General features: G+C 60.1%; 25 protein-coding genes. 20 read left to right on the top strand and 5 right to left on the bottom strand.

Going from position 1 to position 24,058, the window contains the following annotated elements; all coding sequences use genetic code 11:
* Positions 1 to 48 precede the first annotated feature (48 nt).
* From fabD to ACNA0I_RS24545, 17 genes are all read left to right on the top strand, one after another.
* A complete protein-coding gene (gene fabD / locus ACNA0I_RS24625) occupies positions 49 to 984 on the top strand; it encodes an ACP S-malonyltransferase (RefSeq protein ID WP_415808655.1) in 936 nt (311 codons plus the stop codon).
* A 42-nt stretch (positions 985 to 1,026) separates the two neighbouring features.
* On the top strand, positions 1,027 to 1,779 hold the full coding sequence (gene fabG, locus ACNA0I_RS24620; RefSeq protein ID WP_415808653.1) for a 3-oxoacyl-ACP reductase FabG: 753 nt from the start codon (positions 1,027 to 1,029) through the stop codon (positions 1,777 to 1,779).
* 128 nt (positions 1,780 to 1,907) lie between these two features.
* Positions 1,908 to 2,147 carry an acyl carrier protein gene (gene acpP, locus ACNA0I_RS24615; RefSeq protein ID WP_003813816.1) on the top strand — a complete coding sequence of 80 codons (240 nt, stop codon included), beginning with the start codon at positions 1,908 to 1,910 and terminating at the stop codon, positions 2,145 to 2,147.
* Positions 2,148 to 2,324: 177 nt separating this feature from the next.
* A complete protein-coding gene (fabF, locus tag ACNA0I_RS24610; protein ID WP_415808652.1) occupies positions 2,325 to 3,554 on the top strand; it encodes a beta-ketoacyl-ACP synthase II in 1,230 nt (409 codons plus the stop codon).
* A gap of 1 nt (position 3,555) precedes the next feature.
* A complete protein-coding gene (locus ACNA0I_RS24605; RefSeq protein WP_415808651.1) occupies positions 3,556 to 3,894 on the top strand; it encodes a hypothetical protein in 339 nt (112 codons plus the stop codon).
* On the top strand, positions 3,891 to 4,490 hold the full coding sequence (gene rpoE / locus ACNA0I_RS24600; RefSeq protein ID WP_415808650.1) for an RNA polymerase sigma factor RpoE: 600 nt from the start codon (positions 3,891 to 3,893) through the stop codon (positions 4,488 to 4,490). Before ACNA0I_RS24605 ends, rpoE begins: the two co-directional genes overlap by 4 nt.
* A 12-nt stretch (positions 4,491 to 4,502) precedes the next feature.
* On the top strand, positions 4,503 to 5,003 hold the full coding sequence (locus tag ACNA0I_RS24595; RefSeq protein WP_415808649.1) for a sigma-E factor negative regulatory protein: 501 nt from the start codon (positions 4,503 to 4,505) through the stop codon (positions 5,001 to 5,003).
* On the top strand, positions 5,000 to 6,058 hold the full coding sequence (locus ACNA0I_RS24590; RefSeq protein WP_415808648.1) for a MucB/RseB C-terminal domain-containing protein: 1,059 nt from the start codon (positions 5,000 to 5,002) through the stop codon (positions 6,056 to 6,058). Before ACNA0I_RS24595 ends, ACNA0I_RS24590 begins: the two co-directional genes overlap by 4 nt.
* A 44-nt stretch (positions 6,059 to 6,102) precedes the next feature.
* Complete coding sequence (locus ACNA0I_RS24585; protein ID WP_415808647.1) at positions 6,103 to 7,587, top strand: DegQ family serine endoprotease; 1,485 nt, start codon at positions 6,103 to 6,105, stop codon at positions 7,585 to 7,587.
* A 273-nt stretch (positions 7,588 to 7,860) separates the two neighbouring features.
* Positions 7,861 to 9,654: a translation elongation factor 4 gene (gene lepA / locus ACNA0I_RS24580; RefSeq protein ID WP_415808646.1), complete on the top strand. Its 1,794-nt coding sequence runs from the start codon at positions 7,861 to 7,863 to the stop codon at positions 9,652 to 9,654.
* A gap of 21 nt (positions 9,655 to 9,675) precedes the next feature.
* Positions 9,676 to 10,560 carry a signal peptidase I gene (gene lepB, locus ACNA0I_RS24575; protein WP_415808645.1) on the top strand — a complete coding sequence of 295 codons (885 nt, stop codon included), beginning with the start codon at positions 9,676 to 9,678 and terminating at the stop codon, positions 10,558 to 10,560.
* A 1-nt stretch (position 10,561) separates the two neighbouring features.
* Positions 10,562 to 11,323 (top strand): ribonuclease III, encoded by a 762-nt coding sequence (gene rnc / locus ACNA0I_RS24570; RefSeq protein ID WP_415808644.1) that lies wholly within the window; start codon positions 10,562 to 10,564, stop codon positions 11,321 to 11,323.
* Positions 11,320 to 12,210: a GTPase Era gene (gene era / locus ACNA0I_RS24565; RefSeq protein ID WP_094820239.1), complete on the top strand. Its 891-nt coding sequence runs from the start codon at positions 11,320 to 11,322 to the stop codon at positions 12,208 to 12,210. Before rnc ends, era begins: the two co-directional genes overlap by 4 nt.
* Entirely contained in the window at positions 12,203 to 12,790 is a 588-nt protein-coding gene (gene recO, locus ACNA0I_RS24560; RefSeq protein ID WP_094820240.1) for a DNA repair protein RecO, read from the top strand. The genes era and recO overlap by 8 nt, the downstream gene beginning before the upstream one ends.
* Positions 12,791 to 12,921: 131 nt before the next feature.
* Complete coding sequence (locus tag ACNA0I_RS24555; protein WP_415808643.1) at positions 12,922 to 13,530, top strand: flavodoxin family protein; 609 nt, start codon at positions 12,922 to 12,924, stop codon at positions 13,528 to 13,530.
* A 105-nt stretch (positions 13,531 to 13,635) separates the two neighbouring features.
* A complete protein-coding gene (locus ACNA0I_RS24550) occupies positions 13,636 to 13,872 on the top strand; it encodes a hypothetical protein (protein WP_415808642.1) in 237 nt (78 codons plus the stop codon).
* A gap of 151 nt (positions 13,873 to 14,023) precedes the next feature.
* Positions 14,024 to 15,256: a VWA domain-containing protein gene (locus ACNA0I_RS24545; RefSeq protein ID WP_415808641.1), complete on the top strand. Its 1,233-nt coding sequence runs from the start codon at positions 14,024 to 14,026 to the stop codon at positions 15,254 to 15,256.
* A 76-nt stretch (positions 15,257 to 15,332) separates the two neighbouring features.
* On the opposite strand, the gene ACNA0I_RS24540 is transcribed toward ACNA0I_RS24545, so the two are convergent.
* From ACNA0I_RS24540 to ACNA0I_RS24525, 4 genes are all read right to left on the bottom strand, one after another.
* Positions 15,333 to 16,043: a Bax inhibitor-1/YccA family protein gene (locus ACNA0I_RS24540; protein ID WP_415808640.1), complete on the bottom strand. Its 711-nt coding sequence runs from the start codon at positions 16,041 to 16,043 to the stop codon at positions 15,333 to 15,335.
* A gap of 238 nt (positions 16,044 to 16,281) precedes the next feature.
* Positions 16,282 to 16,851: a hypothetical protein gene (locus ACNA0I_RS24535; protein ID WP_415808639.1), complete on the bottom strand. Its 570-nt coding sequence runs from the start codon at positions 16,849 to 16,851 to the stop codon at positions 16,282 to 16,284.
* A 20-nt stretch (positions 16,852 to 16,871) separates the two neighbouring features.
* Positions 16,872 to 17,315 (bottom strand): DNA polymerase III subunit chi, encoded by a 444-nt coding sequence (locus tag ACNA0I_RS24530; RefSeq protein WP_415808638.1) that lies wholly within the window; start codon positions 17,313 to 17,315, stop codon positions 16,872 to 16,874.
* Positions 17,316 to 17,443: 128 nt separating this feature from the next.
* Complete coding sequence (locus tag ACNA0I_RS24525) at positions 17,444 to 18,940, bottom strand: leucyl aminopeptidase (protein WP_415808637.1); 1,497 nt, start codon at positions 18,938 to 18,940, stop codon at positions 17,444 to 17,446.
* A 54-nt stretch (positions 18,941 to 18,994) separates the two neighbouring features.
* Here ACNA0I_RS24525 and lptF point away from each other — a divergent pair, with 54 nt between their 5' ends.
* A complete protein-coding gene (lptF, locus tag ACNA0I_RS24520) occupies positions 18,995 to 20,092 on the top strand; it encodes an LPS export ABC transporter permease LptF (RefSeq protein ID WP_415808636.1) in 1,098 nt (365 codons plus the stop codon).
* A gap of 12 nt (positions 20,093 to 20,104) precedes the next feature.
* Here the strand turns inward: lptF and ACNA0I_RS24515 are convergent, their stop codons facing one another.
* The gene (locus tag ACNA0I_RS24515; protein ID WP_415808635.1) at positions 20,105 to 21,025 is read right to left on the bottom strand and encodes a LysR family transcriptional regulator; all 921 of its coding nucleotides are present in this window, start codon (positions 21,023 to 21,025) and stop codon (positions 20,105 to 20,107) included.
* A 143-nt stretch (positions 21,026 to 21,168) separates the two neighbouring features.
* Here ACNA0I_RS24515 and ACNA0I_RS24510 point away from each other — a divergent pair, with 143 nt between their 5' ends.
* Positions 21,169 to 22,386 carry an ABC transporter substrate-binding protein gene (locus tag ACNA0I_RS24510; protein ID WP_415808634.1) on the top strand — a complete coding sequence of 406 codons (1,218 nt, stop codon included), beginning with the start codon at positions 21,169 to 21,171 and terminating at the stop codon, positions 22,384 to 22,386.
* Between the two features lie 139 nt (positions 22,387 to 22,525).
* Positions 22,526 to 24,019, top strand: coding sequence for a CoA-acylating methylmalonate-semialdehyde dehydrogenase (locus ACNA0I_RS24505; protein WP_415808633.1), 1,494 nt, complete (start codon positions 22,526 to 22,528; stop codon positions 24,017 to 24,019).
* The last annotated feature ends 39 nt before the right edge of the window (positions 24,020 to 24,058 follow it).

The following is a 24,058-nucleotide window of genomic DNA, read 5'->3' as shown; positions in this document are numbered from 1 at the left end:
CCGATGTCGGGTATTCTCCCAAATCTGAAATCTGTTGATACTTCCATCATGAAAATCGCGTTTGTGTTTCCTGGCCAGGGTTCGCAGTCGGTCGGCATGCTCGATGTCTGGGCCGGTAACGCTGCTGTGGCCGATGTCATTGCCCGTGCGGGTCAGGCACTCGACCAGGATCTCGGCGCCTTGATTGCACAAGGTCCTGCGGATCAGCTCAATCTGACTATCAACACCCAGCCCGCCATGTTGACGGCAGGCGTTGCCGTATACGCTGCCTGGCGTGCTGCCGGCGGCCCGCTGCCGGCGCTGATGGCCGGCCATAGCCTGGGCGAATACGCCGCCTTGACGGCTGCCGGCGCGCTGACTCTCGAGGACGCCGTGCGCCTGGTGCGTGTGCGCGCCGATGCGATGCAAGCCGCTGTGCCCGTTGGCACGGGAGGCATGGCCGCGATCCTGGGCTTGGATGACGATGCGGTGCGTGCTGCTTGTGCTCAGGCTGCCCAGGGCGAAATCGTCGAAGCTGTGAATTTCAATGCGCCTGCCCAGGTCGTGATCGCCGGCCACAAGGCCGCCGTCGAACGCGCCTGCGAGGCTGCCAAGGCTGCAGGCGCCAAGCGTGCCTTGCCGCTGCCTGTATCGGCGCCATTTCACTCCAGCTTGCTAAAGCCCGCTGCCGAGGTGCTGGCCAGCGCTTTGTCGCAAGCCTCCGTATTGGCGCCTCAGGTGCCCGTCATCAACAACGTGGATGTTGCTGCGCCTGGCGAGCCGGACGCCATCCGGGATGCGCTGGTGCGCCAGGCATGGCATCCTGTGCGCTGGGTGGAAACCTTGCGCGCCATGAAGGAACAAGGCGTCACTCACGTCGTCGAATGCGGCCCTGGCAAGGTACTGGCGGGGCTGACCAAGCGTATCGACAGCGAGCTCATCGGGCTTTCGATCACCGATCCGGCCTCTCTCGAGGCCGCTCTGGCGACGTTAGGACAGGCCTGAGGCCGTTCTGCGTACCGATCGCCAGTCATTACGGAAACGGATATGGATAAACAATCAGCAGAATTGCAGGGCAAAGTGGCATTGGTCACGGGTGCCACACGCGGTATCGGCAAGGCCATTGCCTTAGAACTCGCACAGCGCGGCGCCATCGTCGTCGGCACAGCCACCAGCGAGTCCGGCGCCCAGGCCATCGGCGAAGCGCTTGCGCCGCTGGGCGGTCGCGGTGTCGTGCTGGACGTTACCGACGCGCAGGCTTGTGATGCGCTGATCGACACCTTGAGCAAGGCGCCCGAGGGTGGCCCTCACATCCTGGTCAATAACGCCGGCATTACACGCGACAATCTCGCCATGCGGATGAAGGACGAGGAATGGTCTGCGGTGATCGATACCAACCTGGCTTCGGTGTTTCGCCTGTCCCGCGCCGTATTGCGCGGCATGATGAAAGCCCGTTGGGGCCGCATCATCAATGTGACCTCTGTGGTGGGCTCCAGCGGCAACCCCGGTCAGGCCAACTACGCGGCGGCCAAAGCCGGCGTTGCAGGGATGTCGCGTGCATTGGCACGCGAGCTCGGCAGCCGCAACGTGACCGTCAATTGCGTGGCGCCCGGTTTCATTGATACTGACATGACTCGCGCTCTGGGCGAAACCCAGACGGCGGCACTGTTGCAGCAGATTCCGCTGGGCCGTTTAGGCTCGCCGACGGACATTGCTCATGCCGTGGCCTTTTTGTCCGGACCGCAGGCAGGTTACATTACGGGAACAACGCTGCACGTAAACGGCGGAATGTACATGTAAAGTCGGCCTGAAAAAGGGCGATTTTGGGGTGCGTCTCACGGCGTACTGTTACTTTTATCACGGCCAGGCGTTTGCATTCCTCTACGCTTGGCTATAATTCGCGGGATTTTTCCCACTTGGAGATCTGCATGGAAAGCATCGAACAGCGCGTCAAGAAGATCGTCGCTGAACAACTTGGCGTTAACGAAGCCGAGATCAAAAACGAGTCCTCCTTCCTTGACGACCTCGGTGCCGATTCGCTCGATATGGTTGAACTGGTCATGGCGCTCGAAGACGAATTCGAGACCGAGATCCCCGACGAAGAGGCCGAAAAGATCACCACCGTGCAGCAGGCGATTGATTACATCAATTCGCACGGTAAGCAGTAAGCGCAGCCTATATTGTTCCCGGCGTTATCCCATACAGGGGTAGCGATCGGGAGTCGGGGCGGTTTCAGAGGTGTCGTGCGGTTCGCATGCGAGAGTATTGTTACGATATTCTTGCTTGTCTGCCGTTCGCACGGCGCATCCGAAAGCCGCCTTTCTTTTGTCTTTTAGGAGTCCTCCGTGAAGCGACGAGTCGTCATTACCGGCCTGGGTATCATCTCGCCCGTGGGCAACGATATCTCCAGCGCCTGGGACAATATCGTCAACGGACGTTCTGGCATCAGCCGCATCTCCCGTTTCGATCCTTCTGCCATCACCACGCATATCGCCGGTGAGGTCAAGGATTTCGACGTCACGCAGTACATGCCCGCCAAAGAAGCCCGCCAGATGGATACCTTCATCCATTACGGTATGGCTGCGGGCATTCAAGCCTGGCAAGACAGCGGGCTGGACGTTACCGAAGCCAATGCTGACCGCATTGGCGTGATCGTGGGGTCCGGCATTGGCGGTCTTCCCCGTATCGAAGAAACGCAGACCGAACTGCTCGCCAAAGGTCCGCGACGTATTTCCCCCTTTTTCGTGCCTGGCTCGCTGATCAACCTGATTTCCGGCCAGTTATCGATCCGATTCGGCATGAAAGGCCCGAGCTATGCTGTGGTGTCCGCATGTACGACGGGCTTGCACTGCATCGGTGATGCCGCGCGCCTGATCGAATACGGCGATGCCGACGTCATGCTGGCGGGCGGTGCCGAGTCCACCGTATCGCCCCTGGGTATCGGCGGTTTTGCTGCCATGCGCGCCCTGTCGACCCGTAACGACGATCCGACGACGGCATCGCGCCCCTGGGACCGAGACCGCGATGGTTTCGTGCTGGGTGAGGGCGCTGGCGTCCTGGTCCTCGAGGAATACGAGCACGCCAAAAAACGCGGTGCTCGCATTTACGGCGAGTTCGCGGGCTATGGGATGAGCTCGGATGCGCATCACATCACCGCTCCCGACAAGGACGGTCCCCGCCGTGGTGTGGTCAACGCCTTGCGTAATGGCGGCATCAACCTCGACGAGGTGGATTACGTCAACGCCCATGGCACCTCGACGCCGTTGGGCGACAAAAACGAATCCGATGCGTTGAAACTGGCCTTTGGCGATCACGCCAAAAAGCTGGTGGTGAATTCGACTAAATCGATGACGGGTCACCTGCTCGGGGCTGCCGGCGGTATCGAGGCGGTGTTCACCACGCTTGCGGTGTACCACCAGAAATCGCCACCCACCATCAATATCTTCAACCAGGATCCCGAGTGTGACCTGGATTACTGCGCCAACGAGGCTCGGGACATGAAGATCGACGTGGGGCTTTCCAATTCCTTTGGTTTTGGCGGCACCAACGGCTCCATGGCCGTTCGCCGGGTTTAATTTGACCGTCCTCTGGGAACCCGGCCTGCGGACGCTGTGCGTTCCGGTGCGCGCGACGCGTCACGCGGCCGTGCGCGCGATCCGCGCGGTTGCGGGCAGCCGTCGCTGGCAGATCCGCCAGGGGCGGCACTGGGTTCACGCCGTCTTGCAAGATAGCCAGCGCGGCCCGTGCTGGCTGAGCCTGCGCCTGCAGGCCGATGCGTCTGCTGCGGGCCCTCGTACCCTCTATCGCGTCTCCATTTGGCAACCGGGCGTTCCCGCAGCAGTCTGGCGTCGGGTTTGCCTGCTGGCTGGGGCCGCTCAGCGCCTGCAAGCATCACCTGTGCAGGGGGCGTCATGAGCGAGCGCGATGTCGACGCCGAATTAGTCGCCCGCGTACAACGGGGCGACAAGAAAGCCTTTGACCTGCTGGTGCTCAAGTACCAGCGCAAAATCCTGCGGCTATTGGGCCGCATGATCCGCGATCCCGCCGAAATCGAGGATGTCGCTCAAGAGGCCTTTATCAAGGCCTACCGGGCGCTGCCCCAATTTCGCGGCGAGAGCGCCTTTTATACCTGGCTTTACCGCATTGCCGTCAATACGGCCCGCAATTGGCTGGCCTCTGCCGGGCGTCGTCCCAGCGCGCCAAATGCAATTGAAACCGAAGACGGTGAAACTTTTAACGAAACAGACAACCTAACCGATATCAGCACACCGGAATCCATGGTGGCTAGCCGGGAAATCGCCGAGACAGTGAACGCCGTCATCGAGGAATTGCCCGAAGAGCTCCGGACCGCTATCGTGCTGCGTGAAATCGAAGGTATGAGTTACGAAGACATCGCCCAAAGCATGGACTGCCCCATTGGCACGGTACGTTCGCGCATATTTCGTGCGCGCGAAGCCATCGCCACCCGGTTGCGTCCATTGCTGGACACCGATGCCGAGCGTCGTTGGTAAGGAGCGGCAGTCATGCAGTCAACAGCAAAATCAGTGGTAGAGACCGAAGTTTCCCTCGAGGAGTCGGTGTCGGCCTGGATGGACGGTGAGCCATCCGATTTCAATTTTCCCGACCTTTCCACTGAGCAAGGCCGTCGAACCTGGGATACCTATCACCTGATAGGCGATGCTCTGCGCAACGCCGATCTGGCTGTCAGCCCCAGTGCGAATTTTCACGCGCGTCTGTCTCGTGCGCTCGATGCCGAGCTGCCGATTGTTGCGCCGCAGCGACGTCGTTCTCCGTTACGTTTCGGGCTCTCCAGCCTGGCCGTTGCCGCCGCCGTTGCTACCGTGGCGTGGGTAGCCCAGCCTTACATCATGGGCGGCAATAGCCGCCCGGCCGATACCCGTACGTTGGCGGATGCGTCCATCAACGAAACTCCGGCGCTACGTGACTACCTCGAGGCTCATCGCCAGATGGCGGGGCCCAGTGCGGTACGCCAGGTGTCGTTTGATGCCGGAGCCGGACGTTGATCGCACAGTTACAACATTTCTGTCGTCCCGCATGGCATCGTGCCGGCTTGATCCGCCGGCCGATACAAGGGGCAGGGTGGGCGTTGACTGCGGTTTTCCTGGTCGCGTTTTCCTCTTTGCATGACGCCGCCCGGGCTGCCGAGGCTGCGGCACCGGACTCGGCAGTACAACTGCTCTACGATATTCAGCAGGCTGCGCGCAAGCAGGACTATGCGGGCGTATTCATGTACCAGCAGGGCGAGGCCATTCAGTCGTCCCGGCTCGTTCATGTAATTGATGGCACAGGCGAGCGTGAGCGTCTGGAAATCCTGGATGGCCAGCCTCGCGAATACTTGCGCCACAACGACGAAATTCAATGCCTCATTCCCGAGCGCAAGACTGTGTTGATGGAGCCGCGTCGCGGTGACCGCTTCCCGGGCTTGCTGCTGGGTAATCCGACAGATTTGGCGCAACATTACGACATTCGGGTGCAAGACAAGCTGCACCGTGTCGCGGACCGCCAATGCCGGATCATCACGATTCAGCCGCGCGACGGGCAGCGCTATGGCTATCGGTTGTGCGCAGATGTGGCCACTAATTTGCTGCTCCGCGCGCAGACGGTGGACAGCGATCACAGCGTCGTCGAGCAGGTATCGTTCAGTTCCATCCGCTTGGGCGACAAGGTCGATGCGAATGAGTTGACGTCGCCGTGGAACACGCGAGACTGGAAGATCTTGCAGCCCAAGATCGAGACCATCGATCTGGCGGCTCAGGGATGGCGTATTCCTGCCCCGGCCGGGTTCGTCTCGGTCATGCAGGTAGTGCGTTCGATGGGGCGCAGCAATGTCAGCCAGCTCGTGCTGTCTGATGGGCTGGCCGCCATTTCTGTCTTTATCGAACCCTATGATGATCAACGCGACCATCCCATGTCCAACGGGGCGGTGCGGCGCGGTGCGATCAATATCTATAGCACGCGCATCGCTGATTTCTGGCTGACGGCGCTGGGCGAGGTCCCCGCCGAGACGCTGGAGCAGCTTGCCACCTCTACTGAATACGTGCCTGTATCTTCTCAATAACAATAAAGCCTGCAAAAGGTATGGGGAGTTTTCGGAGTTCTCTCATGGAATCACTTTCAGTGTCGAAACCTTTTATCCGGCGCTTTGCCCCTGCAGTCATGTCAGCCGTCTTGCTGGCCGGCGCCTACGGGCCTGTTGCACAAGCACAGACGCAAGCACCGGCTGCGGCCAGTCCCGCGGTAGTGCTGCCTGATTTCAGCGACGTCATTGCCAAAGCCGATCCTGCTGTGGTCAATATCCGCACGACGGCCAACGTGCCGGTGCGTTCGCCAGGCGGCAGCGGTGACCCCTACGAATTATTCCGCTGGTTCTTCGGTCCGGATTTCCAAGGCCCCGGCGTCCCGCAGCAACCGCATCCTACGCCCCGTCAGGCCCCCGAGGAGCGCAAAGTCCCCCGTGGTGTCGGTTCAGGATTCTTTATCTCGGCTGATGGCTACATCCTGACCAACAATCACGTTGTCAGCGACGCGGCTGATATCTATGTCACGCTGACCGATGGGCGCGAGTTCAAGGCCAAGGTCATCGGGACGGACGAGCGCACCGATGTGGCGCTGATCAAGATCGATGCCAAGGATATGACTCCCCTGGCGATCGGCGACCCCAAACAGCTCAAAAAGGGCCAATGGGTACTGGCAATCGGCTCGCCGTTTGGGCTGGATTCCACTGCAACGGCGGGTATCGTCAGCGCCATGAGCCGCGATACAGGTGAATACCTCCCCTTCATTCAGACCGATGTGGCGGTCAACCCCGGCAACTCGGGCGGCCCGCTGATCAACCTGAAAGGCGAGGTCGTCGGGATCAACTCGCAGATCGTCTCGCGTAGCGGCGGTTTCATGGGTATTTCCCTGGCCATTCCGATTGACGAAGCCATGCGCGTGGCCGACCAGCTGCGTGCCAGCGGCAAGGTGACTCGTGGCCGTATCGGCGTGCAGATCGGTGAGGTCGGCAAGGACGTTGCCAGTGCCATTGGTCTGCCCAAGGCCGAAGGCGCGCTGGTCAGCAATGTCGAGACTGACGGCCCCGCTGGAGATGCCGGCGTCAAGGCGGGTGACGTGATTACGTCATTCAACGGCGAGACCATCAAACGCTGGTCCGATTTGCCTCGTATCGTCGGGGAGACCAAGCCGGGCACCCGTGCCGACATGGAAGTCTGGCGCCGTGGCAAAACCGTGACGCTGTCGGTCAAAGTGGGCGAGCTTACTGCCAAGGCCGATGATTCCGAGGAGACCCCTCAGGAAGAGGCCCAGCCGGCCGGCAATGCCCTGGGATTGGGCGTGGTGAATGTTCCCAATGATGTTCAGCGCAAACTGGGCATCAAGGGCGGCGTTCAAGTGCGTACAGCCACCGGCGCGGCGGACGCTGCCGGCCTGCAGCCCGGCGATATCGTCCTGGCGGTCAATAACACCGACGTGACGGATGCGAGCCAGTTCAACAGTCTGGTCAGCAAGCTGCCCAAGGGCAAAGCGGCAGGTTTATTGGTCCGTCGTGGTGACCAAGCGCAGTGGGTGGCGGTCGAGCCGTCCAAATAAGCGCCAAGACCGGCTAAAATGGCTGGTTGCCACAAAAGTGGCTGCCACGCCGTATCCGAGGTTTGTTGCTCCCATAGGGGCGGCACATACCTCGGGAGCGGCCAGGCGGCACAGCAGGGGGCGCGATGCGCCCCCTCGTTTTTGGCTGGTTCTTTTCTCGTGACCCGAGTGACATCGGGGCTCGGTATGGTGACCGCAGTCTTGTATGGCTTGCGTTTGTGTCTCTGTCGCGCACCGGGTTTGCGTGCGTTTTGTCCCTAATAAATCCACTCTATGCAGCATATTCGCAATTTTTCCATCATCGCCCACATCGATCACGGCAAATCGACCTTGGCCGACCGCCTGATCCAACGTTGCGGCGGGCTGGCAGCGCGCGAGATGTCCGCTCAGGTGCTGGATTCGATGGACATCGAACGCGAGCGGGGCATCACCATCAAAGCCCAGACCGCTGCGCTGGAATACCATGCCCAGGACGGCAAGGTCTACAATCTGAACCTGATCGACACTCCGGGCCACGTCGATTTTTCATACGAAGTCAGCCGCTCGCTGTCAGCCTGCGAGGGCGCATTGCTGGTCGTTGATGCTTCGCAGGGCGTTGAGGCACAAACGGTCGCCAACTGCTATACCGCGATCGAACTGGGCGTCGAAGTGTTGCCCGTACTCAACAAGATGGATCTGCCACAAGCCGATCCCGATGCCGCCCGCCAAGAAGTCGAGGATGTGATTGGCATCGATGCCAGTCAGGCCGTATTGGCCAGCGCCAAGACCGGGATGGGGATCGACGAGATTCTCGAGACTGTCGTGTCGCGTGTGCCGCCTCCTGTCGGCGATCCGGACGCACCGCTGCAGGCGCTGATCATCGACTCCTGGTTCGACAACTACGTAGGCGTTGTGATGCTGGTGCGTATCGTCAACGGTACGCTCAATCCCAAGGACAAAATCCTGCTGATGGCGTCCGGCGCCACGCATTTGTGTGAGCAATTAGGGGTGTTTACCCCAAAGTCCCAACCCCGCACCAGGCTATCGGCAGGCGAGGTGGGCTTTATCATCGCGGGCATCAAAGAGCTCGCCAACGCCAAAGTCGGCGATACCATTACGCTCGCCGGCAAGCCCGCGCCCACACCGCTGCCCGGCTTCAAAGAGGTCAAGCCGCAGGTGTTTGCTGGCTTGTATCCGGTCGAAAGCTCTGAATATGACCAACTGCGCGACTCGCTCGAAAAGCTCAAGCTCAACGATGCCGCGCTGATGTTCGAACCCGAGGTCTCTCAGGCGCTGGGCTTTGGTTTCCGCTGCGGCTTTTTGGGCCTGCTGCACATGGAGATCGTGCAAGAGCGCCTGGAGCGCGAGTTCGATATGGACATCATCACCACCGCGCCGTCGGTGGTGTACGAGGTCGAGCAACGCGATGGCACTCTGGCCGTGATCGACAGCCCGGCGCGCATGCCGGAAGTCGGACATATCGTCGATATACGCGAGCCCATCGTCAAGGTGACGCTATTCATGCCCCAGGAATACGTGGGGCCGGTCATGACGCTGTGCAATCAAAAGCGCGGTGCGCAGATCAACATGAGTTACCACGGCCGCCAGGTCCATCTGACGTACGAGATCCCCTTGGCTGAAATCGTGCTCGATTTCTTCGACAAACTGAAATCCGTGTCGCGCGGCTATGCGTCGATGGACTATGAGTTCCTCGAATACCGCTCGGCAGACGTGGTCAAGGTCGATCTGCTCATCAACGGCGATCGTGTGGACGCCCTGGCCATGATCGTGCACCGGGCCAATGCCCGCTATCGTGCGCGTGACGTGGTGACGCGGATGCGTGGCCTGATTCCTCGCCAGATGTTCGATGTCGCGATTCAGGCGGCCATTGGTGCCGAGGTGATCGCGCGCGAAAACGTCAAGGCCTTGCGCAAGAACGTGCTGGCCAAGTGCTACGGCGGCGACATCACCCGCAAGAAAAAACTGCTTGAAAAGCAGAAAGCGGGCAAAAAGCGCATGAAACAAGTGGGTAGCGTGGAAATCCCCCAAGAGGCGTTCCTGGCTATTTTGCAGGTCGAAGACAAGTAGTAAGAAAAAGGCGGCAACCCTATGAGTTGGAATTTTGCACTGATACTTTTTGTGCTGTTGGTGGTGACCGGTATTGTTTGGGCGCTGGACGTGTCGATGCTGCGTCGCAAGCGCGCGCAACGCGGCCGGGAGGCCGCCGACGCCGTCGATACCAGCTATGTGACGGATCCCCAGGAGGCCACTCGCATGCGCCAGGCCGCGCTTGAGTCCGCGACCCGTGTGCCGTGGTGGATCGAGTATGCCGTCAGCTTCTTTCCCGTCATTTTGTTCGTGTTCGTACTGCGCTCTTTTGTGGTCGAACCATTTCGCATTCCGTCGGGGTCCATGCTGCCCACACTGCAATCGGGCGATCTGATCCTGGTGAACAAATTCAGCTACGGCGTGCGTCTGCCTATCGTTGACAAAAAAGTCGTCGATACCGGCTCGCCTCAGCGCGGCGATGTGGTCGTTTTCCGCTATCCCGTAGACCCCAGCGTGGACTACATCAAGCGTATTGTCGGCTTGCCGGGTGACGAGGTCGCCTATCTGGACAAAAAACTCTACGTCAATGGCCAGCTGGTGCCCCATGTCCAGGATGGCGAGTATTTCGAGCCGGATCGGGTGTCGTATATTGCCCAATACAAGGAAAAATTGGGCGATGTTGAACACCAAATCCTGCTAGATGAGGGTAAAACACAGATGTACGGCCCAATTTGGCAGTTTCCCAACATGGGCAACTGCCAGTATGCCCGTAATGGAGTACGCTGCAAGGTGCCGGAAGGACAATATTTCGCCATGGGCGACAACCGGGATAACAGCGCCGATAGCCGTTACTGGGGGTTTGTCCCGGATGCCAATATCGTCGGAAAGGCATTCTTTATCTGGATGAACTTCAGCGACTTAGGCCGCATCGGCAGCTTTCACTGACATGTCTCTCGCCACGCTGGAAACCCGCCTCGATCATCGCTTCAGCGATGCGAGCCTGCTTGAGCAGGCGCTGACGCATCGCAGCCATAGCGCACGTCACAACGAGCGCCTGGAGTTTCTCGGGGATTCGGTGTTGAACTTTGTCGTGGCAGCGTTGCTGTTCGAGCGGTTCCCCAAGCTGGACGAGGGCGATTTGTCCCGCTTGCGCGCCAATTTGGTCAAACAAGCGTCGTTGGCCGAAATCGGCCAGCGTCTCGAGCTTTCCCAGCATCTGCGCCTGGGCGAGGGCGAGCTCAAAAGCGGCGGCTTTCGCCGTCCGTCCATTCTGGCTGACGCGGTCGAGGCCATTTTTGGCGCGGCCTTTCTGGACGGTGGTTTTGAGGTGGCTCGCAAGGTCATTGCGCGGCAATATCAGCCGGTGTTGGCCAGCGTAGACCCCAAAACCCTGGGCAAAGACGCCAAAACCTTGCTGCAAGAGTTCCTGCAGGGCCGGAAACTGGCCCTGCCGCTTTATACGGTTGTCGCGACGCACGGTGCGGCGCACAGCCAGCAATTCGAGGTCGAGTGTTCCATCCCGGCCCTGGAAATCAAAATCGTAGCCCCCGGCGCCAGCCGCCGTGCCGCCGAGCAATCCGCCGCCAAGCTGGCCCTGGAGGCCGCCCAGGTCGCGAGTCCGCCAGGACGTCCGGCCCGTAAATCGGGCAAAGCCCGTAAAACAGCGCAATTGTCACTGCCCGTGGCAGTGTCTCAAGAGGTCAAATGAGCGATACCCCTTTCCGAACCGGTTTCGTGGCCGTGGTGGGCCGTCCCAACGTGGGCAAGTCCACCCTGACCAATGCCTTGATCGGCTCGAAAATCTCCATCGTCTCGCGCAAGGCGCAGACGACGCGTCACCGTATTCACGGCGTGCTCACGCGAGAGCATGAGCAATTCGTTTTTGTCGATACTCCCGGCTTTCAGACGCGCCATGGCGGAGCGATGAACCGCATGATGAATCGCGTCGTGACGCAGGCACTGGCCGACGTGGACGTCGTGGTGCATGTCGTCGAGGCCGGCAAATGGACCGACGGCGACGCCAAGCTGCTGCCACTGTTGCCCGATGCCAAGCGCACCATTCTGGTCGTGAGCAAGATCGATGCGATCAAACGGCGCGATGACCTGTTCGCCTTTGTCTCCAAGATCGTGGCCCTGCATCCCTATGATGCGGTGGTGCCGGTCAGCGCGCTCAAGTCTCAGCAACTCGATCAATTGCTGCAGGAAATTGCGACGCGCTTGCCTGAGGGCGAGCCCATGTTCGAGGAAGACACGCTCACCGATCGGCCCGTGCGGTTCATCGCGGCCGAATTGCTCCGCGAAAAGATCTTTCGTCTGGTCGGCGACGAGTTACCCTACGCGTGCACCGTCGTCATCGAGCAATGGGAAGAAAACGATCAGGCGCTACGTGTGGCGGCCTGCGTGGTGGTCGAACGCGAGAGCCATCGGCCTATCTTGCTGGGCGCCGGCGGTGAACACATGAAGCGCATCGCGACCGAGGCGCGCCAAGACATCGCCAAGCTGGTGGACAAGCCCGTGCATCTGGAGGTCTATATCAAGGTGCGCAAGGGCTGGTCTGACCGCGAAAGTGCGTTGCGCGATTTAGGCTATGAGTAAAAGGGCGCATCGCGTCCAGGATTGTCCTGCCTTTATGCTTCACGCCACGCCGTGGCGCGAAACCTCTCTTATCGTCCAGAGTTTCTCCCGCGATCACGGCTGTGTAGCCCTGGTCGCCAAGGGGGCAAAGCGGCCGTATTCGGTGCTACGGCCGGTGTTGTCCGCGTTTCAACCCCTGTTGTTGTCGTGGAGCGGAGCGGGCGAAGTCAAAACCCTGACTCGTGCCGAGGTCGTCGGCTTGCGGCCGTTGAAAGGCACGGCACTCATGTCCGCCTGGTACATGAACGAGCTGCTGTTGCGCTTGCTGCCGCGTGAGGATGCGCATCCTGCCTTGTTCGACGCCTACGACACGGCATTGCAGCAATTGGCGGGCGGGACGCGGGCAGCCGGTGCGTTGCGGCGCTTTGAATGGACGTTGCTTAGTGAAACCGGCTATGGCATTGATGAGGCCGCCCCGGATTTCGATGATCCGGCGATTGAGCCTGCATTACGGCGAGATCTCCGTGAACGGTTGGCCGCCAATTTAGTAGGCCGTCCATTGTCTACGCGCCGCGTATTACTGGATTTGCAGCGGTTGTAATCATCGCGCTTGTCAGCGATTCGTAAAACGGGGTGGGCAGATCGAGCCGATACGCACAGCCCGGGGGCCTTGCATCCTGCGGCAGGCATGGGACTTGCGCAATTCCAGCGTCTGCCTACGGAGGACGCGTCATGGCTCTTTCAGCGATTGCCATTAATTGCACACTCAAAAAATCTCCTGCCGCCTCATCGTGTGACAAGCTGCTCAGCCAAGTCGCAGAGGCGCTTCGCAAGCAAGGTGTTCAATGTGATGATGTAGTACGTGCGGTCGACTTGGCCATTTCACCCGGCGTGACGTCGGATGAAGGTGCTGGCGACCAATGGCCGGATCTGCGGCGCCGCATTCTCGCGGCCGACATCCTGATATTGGGAACACCGATTTGGCTGGGCCATCCTTCCAGCATATGCCAGCGTATTCTCGAGCGTATGGACGCGTTTCTAGGCGAGTTGGATGACGCCGGCCGTATGGTGACTTACGGCCGGGTAGCCGGGGTCGTGGTAGTCGGTAATGAGGATGGCGCACACCATGTCAGTGCTGAATTGTTTCAGGCCCTGAATGATGTGGGTTTCACATTGCCGGCCAGCGCAGTGACCTATTGGGTCGGAGAAGCCATGCAAAAAACGAATTTTGACGACCTGCCTGTCACGCCACAAAAGACAGCTCAGACGACAGTGGAGCTGGCGCTTAATTGCGCACACCTGGCGAACGTCTTGCGTGCCTCGCCTTATCCGCCCCGCTAAGGAGCGGCCAGGCTTGAAACTTGCGGGTCCCCGGGGGCGTCGGGACGTGGTGTAGGTGGCCAGTCCGGGCGAGTCATTCAAGACGACTTGATCGAGGAGGCCGACATGGCGAAGTGTGATTCGTGTGGAAATGAATATGACAAATCTTTTGAAATAGCTATCCAGGGAAAGTCATATACGTTCGATAGCTTTGAATGCGCCATTAAAACGCTGGCCCCCACCTGCGAACATTGTGGCGTTCGAATCATTGGGCACGGGCTTGAAAAAGAGGGAAAAATGTATTGTTGCGCGCACTGTGCCGAGGCAATGGGTGCGCCCGAGTTTAAAGATCGTGCAGGTTAAAAGACGCTCGTAGCGCTTACAGCAGTTATAGGCCGTAGCGCTTGTAACGGCTTTGCCAAGGTTTTTCGACGCTATGGTGCTGGCGCCGGTGGTATCGTTGGCCCCGGAATCTGGGGGCGATGAGCATCGCCTCCTTTGATGGAGGCGAATCTTGGACGGCGCAGCATTGACGTATAAAACCCGCTTGGCGACACGCCGATGGCTAGGGTTGGCCGTGGGTTGCGCGTGGCTGTTGCCTATCACCGTCATGAGCGCCGATGTCCCGACACTGGCGGCGAAAAGGGACTTCTGGACGGCAGAGGATCTATATACGGACTTTCTCTCCGAGTTTGGCGAGTCTGCCGATGCCTGCTATTCGGACTATCGACTCCATGCGGGGCCGCCCCTGCCGGACGCGCCTCAGACATTGGGGCAACGTTGGAGCACGGCCGTCATCGCCATTGATGCCTCGGGTTCGATGCGAGGCCGCGCGGGGGGCAAACGCAAACTGGACGCTGTTAAAACCGCTACACGGGCGTTTCTGCAAACCGTCCCCAGCGATGCCGAAGTGGGTTTATTAGCGTTTGGCCATCGCGGTAGCAATGATGAACGAGACAAGGCGATGTCATGCACTGCAGTTGAGGTGCTTTCTGATCCGGCTCGCATGAGTCAGCCGAAACTCGAGAAGGCATTAGATGGCTTGCAAGCCAAAGGCTGGACGCCGTTAGCTGCCGCGATTACCCAGGCAGGGGCTGCATTCAAATCAGAGACGGATAAGAAAAAAGAGCACAGGGCCGTCTTTGTCGTGTCAGATGGACTGGAAACCTGTGATGGAGATCCAGTCGCCGCTGCGCAGGCGCTGCGTAACTCCAACGTGAAAGCGGTGGTGAACGTCATCGGCTTTGACGTTCCCAAAAAGGATCGCCACACCCTCGAGCAGATCGCTCACGCGGGCGGGGGCGTATTTGTTCACGCCGCGAATCAGCGAGAACTGGAAAAACACCTGCGTGTCAGATATACCAACCCGGAAAAAAAGACTGCCTACGAAACAGCGGCCCTGCAGGTGAAGGACGAAAATACACAGCAAGCGCTACACGCCTCAAATCACGCCAACACCTGTGTCTCCAATATCATCAGTCGCGAGTCGGCCCAATTTCTGGACATGACACACCGCATGATTGAGGACGGGCAAACCGACGCTCAGTCCGCCCGCGACGCGTATAACGAATTGAAGATACATCATGATGACCTGCACGCCGACATGCGGGCGTTTCGTGACCAGGCCAAGGCAGAACTCGCGGAAATGAATGCGCGTATCGATGCAGATAGAGCTCGCGTCAACGCGGCCTATGGCGATCATTCGCACTGGTCTGGGATCACGCCGCCGCCGGTTCCTCGCCATTGATTGATCGACCATAGCAAGGCTCTCAATGAAAAAGGCCCGCACAAGGCGGGCCTCAGGATGCCGAGCTGCGGACGGTTTATTCGCGATTACCGCCAAAGATGCCCAACAGCATCAACAGGTTCGAGAAGACGTTGTAGACGTCCAGATAGATGGCCAAGGTCGCCGACACATAGTTGGTCTCGCCACCATTGACCACACGCTGCAGGTCCACCAGCATGAAGGCCGAGAAAATCACGATGGCCAGGACCGAGATGGTCAGCATCAGCGCCGGCATCTGCAGGAAGATGTTGGCCAGTGCGGCGACCAGGATGACCACTGCGCCGGTAAACAGCCATTTCTGCATGCCGGACAGGTCACGCTTGATGGTGGTGGCCAGCGTTGCCATCGTACCGAACACCACGGCCGTACCACCAAAGGCGGTCATGACCAGCTGAGCGCCATTACCCATGCCCAGTACAAAGCCCAGCAGGCGCGACAGCATCACACCCATAAAGAACGTAAAGGCCAGCAGCAGGACCACGCCCAGCGAGCTGTTCTTGTTCTTTTCGATGGCGAACATCAGGCCAAACGCGCCGACCAGAAAGATGATGGCCGACAGGCCCGGGCTGGCCATCATGACCTGGTTGATGCCGCTATACAGGCCGACTGCCGCGCCCAGCACGGTGGGGATCAGCGACAGCGCCAGCAGCCAATAGGTGTTGCGCAGGACTTTATTGCGGACGACTTCGCCCGGCGCGCCAGCATAGGCGCCAGAGCGGTTGAAAGGGGAAGGACGGTAATCGTTCATGGACGGCTCCTGTGTACGGCAAACGGGTTGCCCAACGTATTAGAGGTATAGGATACCTTACAGTTCCCTGAAAAATCTACTGGCGGGCAGGATTTGCCGGTATCCGGTTTGCCTTGAACCCAATATGGGGGCCATATGGCACGAAACAAGGGGTAAGTATCCGGTGCACTTCGGCCTGACTTGGACGCTCTTGGTCGAGGCCAGGATACTGCTCGTCTTCTCACAAGACCTTTTCGCCTCAACCCGGCCGGACTTTGCTGAGCGCACGCGTGATCAACGTGGGCAATTCCGCTTCCAGACGGGCGCGCACGCCGGCCGCGGCGTCGTCCAGCGCCTGTTGCAGGGCTTGTTCGAGTTCGGCCTGCAGGGCCGCCCTGAGGACCGCCGTGTTGGCATCTGTGCCGCCTGCCGTGGTGCTGAAAGCTGCCTGCGGCAGGCCGGCGCCACCCGCAGCGCCCGCGACGGCCTCCGATGAGGAATACCCTGCGTCCTGGTCGCTGGCGATGTCGGTCAACACGGGGAACTCGTCTCGATCCTGCTGTTCGGACGCGAGCGATCCGGATGCGGCAGGCGAGGGGGTCGAGTCGGCGATGTCGGTCAAGACCGGCAGCTCGTTCTCATCCTGCCGTTCCGCCGGCGTTGTACGGGACGGGGCCGAGACCGGTGCCGAGTCCGTGACATCGGTCAAGACCGGCAAATCATCGTGGTGATCTTGCTCGGCACGGCTTTTGTCCGGCTGCGCAGGAGCGAAGGTCGGCTCGACGCGCTGCGTCAACGTAGGGATGCCAGGGTCTGAATAGTGGGGCATAAGGGCTCCTGAATCAGCCCTTATGCTAAACGACCGGCGAGATCGTGGCCGTGCAGATCGTGTCCGCCAGCCTGATAAGTCCGCCAGCGCTGGCGTGCTGCATGGCGGTCGTCGGGCTCTCCTGACACAATCTCCAGAACCCGCGGAAATGCTTCGTAACCGGGCGGGCAATCATCATCGAGATTCATCAGCCACGGCCCCTCGGCATCCTCCGAGAGGGGCGCGGCTGGCGGAGCTGCCGTGAGAACCACCGGTGTGCTGGCTGCCAAGGGGTCGCTCGCCAGCACGTGTGGCACAAAAGAAATATCGTCAAACGCCCAAAGCAAACGATCGAACGCGGACAGGCGAGACCCGTTGGCGCAGTACACCACGAGCCGCTGGCCTGCCAGATAACGCTTGCGCGCTACCTGGCAGGCGGCACGCAGTCTGTCGTTGGCCCCAAATGCAAAATCGATGCGCGTCATGAATGAACGCAGTTCTGAGGTCTGCGCCAGGGCAGGGCAAGGCCCTGCTGCCCCTCCATGAGGAGGAAGCCGTCCCGAAAATGGCCGGCTTTTCCTGGCGCGGTAACGTTAATAAGCATGCAACGAACTCAGGCCTGATCCAGCAAGTATTGCATCAGCAGGGGCACGGGGCGGCCGGTGGCTCCCTTGTCCTTGCCGCTGCGCCATGCAGTGCCGGCGATGTCCAGGTGCGCCCAGCGATAGGCCTTGGTAAAGCGTGACAGGAAGCACGCCGCCGTGACCGAACCCGCCGGTGGGCCGCCAATGTTGGCCATATCGGCGAAGTTCGATTTCAACTGGTCTTGGTAGGCGTCATCCATCGGCATGCGCCATGCCGTATCGAGCGACTGTTTGCCCGCCGACAACAACGCATCGGCCAGGCTGTCGTCAGGCGAGAACAGCCCCGTGTTGACGTGGCCCAGGGCGACGACGCAGGCACCGGTCAAGGTGGCGATATCGATGACAGCCGAGGGTTTGAAGCGTTCGGCATAGGTCAAGGCATCGCATAGCACCAGACGGCCTTCGGCATCGGTGTTCAGGATTTCGATGGTCTGGCCGGACATGCTGGTCACGACGTCGCCAGGCTTGTTGGCTTTGCCGCTGGGCAGGTTTTCGCAGGCGGGAATCAGGCCGACGACTTCGACCGGCAGCTCCAGTTCGGCCAGGGCGCGGAACGTTCCGAGCACGCTGGCTGCGCCGCACATGTCGTATTTCATTTCGTCCATGGTGGCCGCCGGCTTGAGCGAGATGCCGCCCGCGTCGAACGTGATGCCCTTGCCGACCAGCACGACCGGGCCGGATTTGGATTTCTTGGCGTTCTTGATCTGGTGGCGCAGTACGATGAAGCGCAGCGGTTCCTCTGATCCACGGGCAACCGACAGGAACGATCCCATGCCCAGTGCCTCGACTTGTTTGCGATCCAGGACTTCGGCCTTGAGCGATTGGAACTCGCGCGCCAGCTTCTTGGCGGTGTCGCCCAGGTACGTTGGTGTGCAGACGTTACCAGGCAGATTGCCCAGCGTGCGGGTCAATTCCATCCCGTGGGCAATGGCGGCGCCTTCGCGCAGGCCTTGCTGGGCTGTTGCGGCGTCGGCGCGCTCGACGACCTGGACGATTTTTTTCAATTTTGGACGGTTGTCCCGATCAGGCGAGCCGAACGTGGTGTCATAGTGATACGTTGCTGCGCCGGCCGCAATGGCCGCGGCACGCGCGCGGGCGCGCAGATCGACGTCGGCGACCGGGTTGGCGGCCAGGGTGGAGACCCCCTCGGTCAAGCGGGCAGCGACGCAGGCCGCGGCAAAGCCTTGCTCTGCAGATGCATGTGCGCGGGCGTTGTATTCGCTTTGTTTGCCCAGGCCGACCAGGACGACGCGTTGCGCGCTGACACCGGGCAAGGCCCGCAGAACCAGCGTAGCGCCTGCACGGCCACGGAACTCGGTTTTTACGACATTACGCACGGCGTGATTGCTCGCGCGGTCGATGACATCGGCGGCGGGACTGAGTTCGCCGTCAGCATAGACGCCTATCGCCAGTGCGGCTGTCTTGATTTGGTGCAAAGAGGCGGTGGTCTGTGTGCTAAATTCCATGGAGGATTCCCGTGTGCGTGGTGCAGTGCGGTTGATTATCCCGCATATTCTCACATGTCTCTATTCAAACGGTCTGTCGTTGCTGAGATCACCAGCCATGCTGGGGTCGTATTTTCCACGTTGGTCGTGGTGTGGCTTAGCGTCCTCTTGGTACGCCTGTTGGGCGAAGCCGCGGGCGGAACTATTGGCGCGGATGTCGTCCTGGGGCTGGCCGCGTTTTCCACCATTACTGCGCTGCCTACCGTATTGGCGGTATCCCTGTTCATCGCCGTGTTGACGACGGTGACCCGCAATTATCGCGAATCCGAAATGGTGGTCTGGTTCGCCAGCGGGTTGTCACTGGCGGATTGGCTGCGTCCGGTCTTGCGCGTAGCAATACCAGTGTCGATTCTTGTCGCGGTCCTGACGCTAGGTGCCTCTCCTTGGGCGTATCGCCAGATTGCGGAATATCGCGAGCGCTTCGAACAGCGTTCGGACCTGTCGAAAGTCGCGGCCGGCCAGTTCGCTGAATCCAACGGCGGAGAACGCGTCTTTTTTGCTGAAGAGCCCTCCCACGCCAGTGATGAACTGGGCGCCGTATTCGCCCGCGAAACCGGCCCTGAATGGCACAGCGTCATGACCGCAAGCAGCGCACGTATCGAGACTGAGCCGAATGGCGATCGTTTCCTGGTCCTGGGTAAAGGCCATCGTTATGACTTGAAACCGGGGACCCCCGAAATTCGCCTGGTGGACTTTGAGGGATATGGCTTTCGCCTGGAGAGCAAGTCCGGCGATCCCATCGCCGAGGCGCGGGCTGCCGCGGAGCGTTCGAGCAAGGCGCGCCCGACGTTGCAGTTGGTGGCTGATGACACGGATAGCTCCTGGTCACAGATCATGTGGCGGATTTCCCTGCCCATCGCGGCCCTCAATCTGGCGCTGTTGGCGATCCCGTTGGGCGCAGTGAATCCGCGCCTGGGCCGCTCGGGCGATCTGCTGATCGCGGGTCTCGTCGGCTTGCTCTACATGAATATGATCAACCTGTCGCGAGCCTGGATCAGCAGCGGCAAATTGCCGTTCGGTGTCGGGGTTTGGGTGATTCACGCCGCCGTCGCCGGACTGGCGATCTACCTGCTGATGCGGCGTTTACGGGTCAAGGCGCCAAAAGGCGCGTGAGGCTGCCAATCCTCAGGGCAGGTAACGCATGGCGCCTTGTTTGCCCGCCAACAGCTTGGCATTGCGCATTACGGATTTGCGCATGAAATCCCACAAAATCGCCATCCGTTTGAGTTTGTGCAGATCTTCATGGCAGTACATCCAAAAGCTGCGCGTGATGGTGATGTCATTTTCCAGCACGGGCACCAGCCGTGGATCCTGGGCGGCGATAAAGCAGGGCAAAATGGCCAGCGATCGGCCTTGCAGTGCGGCGTGATATTGGGCAATCACGCTAGTGCTGCGCAAGACGACCCGGCTCTCGGGCAGCAGGTCTTCCAGATAGCGTAGCCGCTCGCTGAACAGCAATTCATCCACATAGCCGATGAACGTATGCTCGGTCAGATCCGTGCGGCGTGTGATCGGCGCATGATTGGCCAGATATCCAGGCGTCCCATATAGCCGCAACGTGTAGTCGCACAGTTTGGTGCACACATAGGGTCCGCGTTGCGGCCGTTCGATGGTGATGGCCAGATCCGCCTCGCGTTTCGACAGGCTGACAAATCGCGGCACCGGCAGGATATCCAGCGTGATATGGGGATAGCGCCGCTGAAAGTCGGCCGCCAGTGGCGTCAATACATAACTGCCGAAGCCTTCGGTTGCCCCGATGCGTAGATGGCCCGACAGAGCTTGTCCGATTCCCGACAAATTTTCTCGCGCCGTATGCACTGCGCTTTCCATTTGCTCGGCGTAGACAAATAGCCGATGGCCATCTTCTGTCAGCAGGAACCCCGTGTTGCGCGATTTCTCGAACAGCAGCGAATCGAGCTCAGCCTCCAGCGCGCGTATGCGCCGCGACACCGTCGTGTGCTCCACGCCCAATTTACGTGCGGCGGCGCTGACGCGCTGCGTGCGGGCGACCTCCAGAAAATAGCGCAGGCTGTCCCAATCCAGCATGGTGGCTTCCTTGTGTATCTATGCACAACGAATGTGCAATTTGTGCTGTTGCTGGATGATTTTTACACATCTACACTAGACCAGCAGGTCCGAACGGTGCATCGGCCTGCAAACAAGATAAATAATCACCGGAGACAATCATCATGACACTGCATGCGCGCGGCCTGGCCGCAAGTTTGTGCCTGGGCGCCATCTTGACCGCCCCAGCCTGGGCAGCGGACAAGCCGCCCGTCAAAATCGGGGTGCTGACAGATATGTCGGGTACCTATGCCGCAATGGGCGGCGCCGGCTCGGTGGCCGCTGCACAGATGGCGATCGACGACTGCCTGGCCGCCGAATGCAAGGGCATGAAGATCGAACTGGTGTCGGCCGACAATCAAAACAAGGCCGATGTCGGCGCCGCTCGCGCCCGTGAATGGTTCGACCGCGAAGGCGTCACCGCGATCGCCGACCTGACCAATTCCGCCGTAGCCCTGGCCGTACAGGGTATTGCCCGCGAAAAAGACAAAGTCGTGATGTTCTCCGGGCCTGCGACGACGGCGCTGACCAACAAAGAATGTTCGCCGGTCGGTTTTCACTGGATGTTCGACACCTATTCGCAATCGGCTGGCGGCGCCAAAGCCACGGTAAGGGCGGGCGGCAAGTCCTGGTACTTCATTACCGTGGACTATGCGTTCGGCCATTCGCTCGAGGCAGATACCGCCAAGGCCGTGAAAGCCCTGGGCGGTACTGTCGCAGGCTCGGTCCGTCATCCCTTGAATGCCCCCGATTTCGCATCCTATCTATTGCAGGCGCAGAGCTCCAAAGCACAAGTCGTGGCGTTGGCCAATGGTGGTCAGGACACCGTCAATGCCGTCAAACAGGCTCGTGAATTCGGCATCGTCGCGGGTGGTCAACGGCTGGTGTCGTTGTTGATCTTCTTGTCGGACTTGCGTGCCTTGGGCTTGGATAACGCGCAGGGCCTGTCCTATGTCGACGGCTTTTATTGGGACTACGACGACGCGACGCGCGAATGGTCAGCTCGATTCGAAAAAGCGTTTCGCGGGTTAAAGCCGACGATGACGCAGGCAGGCGTGTATTCCAGCGTCTTGCATTACCTGCGCGCGGTCGCCGCTACGGGCAGCACCGAAGGGCGCGCAGTGGCCGACAAGATGCGCGCGCTGCCGATCAAGGATCCGATCATGCGCAACGCCAGCATCCGGCCCGACGGTCGCGTGATTCACGACATGTATTTGTATGAGGTCAAAAAACCGGACGAATCCAAAGGCGGTTGGGATTATTCCAAGCTGATCGCCACGATCCCGGCCGACGAAGCCTTTCAGCCGTTGGCGGACTCCAGCTGCCCGCTGCTCAAGAAATAGATTTTATTTTTATCCCAGGCCCGCCACGCAGGAAAAGTGCCAATTCAGGCGCAGCATGCCAACGTAGCGGCGGGCGCGGGGCCTTTCAAATCACGGGCTGCGCAACAGCGCAGCGGTTTTTTCGGAATAAGGAGTCATCATGAGTGAAGTTCCCAACGTCCCGCTACTGATCGGCGGCAAGCTCGTGCAGTCCAAGACGACAGAATGGCGCGACGTCATCGATCCCGCCACGCAGAAAGTTGTCGCCCGAGTCCCCTTTGCGACTCGGGAAGAATTGGATCTGGCGGTAGCCAATGCCAAAGAGGCTTTTCAGACCTGGCGTAACAGCGGGCAGGGCGCGCGTATGCGCGTCATGCTGAAGCTGCAGCAACTGCTGCGCGAAAACACAGGCAAACTCGCCGAAATGATCACGCGCGAACACGGCAAGACTCTGCCTGACGCGGAGGGCGAAGTGGGCCGCGGCCTGGAGGTCGTAGAGCATGCATGCTCGATCGCCAACCTGCAACTGGGCGAATACGCCGAGAATGCGGCGGGCGGCATCGACGTCTATACCTTGATTCAACCGCTGGGCGTGTGCGCGGGCATCACCGCGTTCAACTTCCCCGTGATGTTGCCGTGCTTCATGTTCCCCATTGCGGTGGCCTGCGGCAATACCTTTGTGCTCAAGCCCTCGGAACAAGACCCAACGTCATCGCTGTTCCTCGCCCAATTGGCCCTGGAGGCAGGCTTGCCGCCGGGCGTACTGAACGTCGTGCACGGCGGCCCCGAAATTGCCAACGGCCTGTGCGAGCATCCCGACATCAAGGCCGTATCGTTCATCGGCTCGACCCGCGTGGGCTCCGAGATCTATCAACGTGCCTCCAATGCCGGCAAGCGTTGCCAGGCCATGATGGGCGCCAAAAATCACTGCGTGATTTTGCCGGACGCCGATCCCGAAGTCGCGCTCAATCAACTGATCGGCGCCGCATTCGGCGCAGCCGGTCAGCGCTGCATGGCTGCATCGGTCGCCGTGCTGGTGGGCGAGGCCCGCAATTGGCTGCCTGATTTCGTCGAGCGCGCCAAGCGCCTGAAAGTCAACGCCGGCACCGACCGCGAAGCAGATCTGGGCCCGCTGGTATCGCCCAATGCCAAAAAACGCGTCGAGAGCCTGATCCAAAAAGGCGTCGACGAAGGCGCCAAACTGTTGCTCGATGGCCGTAACCTGAAAGTCTCCGGTTTTGAAGAAGGCAACTTTGTCGGCCCGACCGTGTTCGACGGCGTGACCGAAAACATGACCATCTATACCGAGGAAATCTTTGGCCCCGTGCTGTGCGTGGTCGGCGTCGAAACCCTCGAGGATGCCGTCGCGTTCATCAACCGCAACCCCAACGGCAACGGTGTCGCGCTATTCACCCAAGACGGCGGCGCGGCCCGTTACTTCCAAAACAATATCGACGTAGGCCAAGTCGGGATCAACATTCCCATTCCCGTACCCGTAGCATGGTTCAGCTTCACAGGCTCTCGCGGCTCAAAACTAGGCGACCTAGGTCCGAACGGAAAGCAGGCAGTACAGTTCTGGACCCAAACCAAAACAGTCACAGCCCGCTGGTCCGCGCACGGAAGAACAGTAAACACCACCATCTCAATGCGCTGATCCCCCCGTTGGGCCACCGGTTGGGCTCCATCCCGGTGG

Source organism: Bordetella muralis (assembly GCF_965139205.1).
Lineage (GTDB): Bacteria > Pseudomonadota > Gammaproteobacteria > Burkholderiales > Burkholderiaceae_B > Bordetella_A > Bordetella_A muralis.
This window is presented reverse-complemented; position numbering and strand designations above follow the sequence as displayed.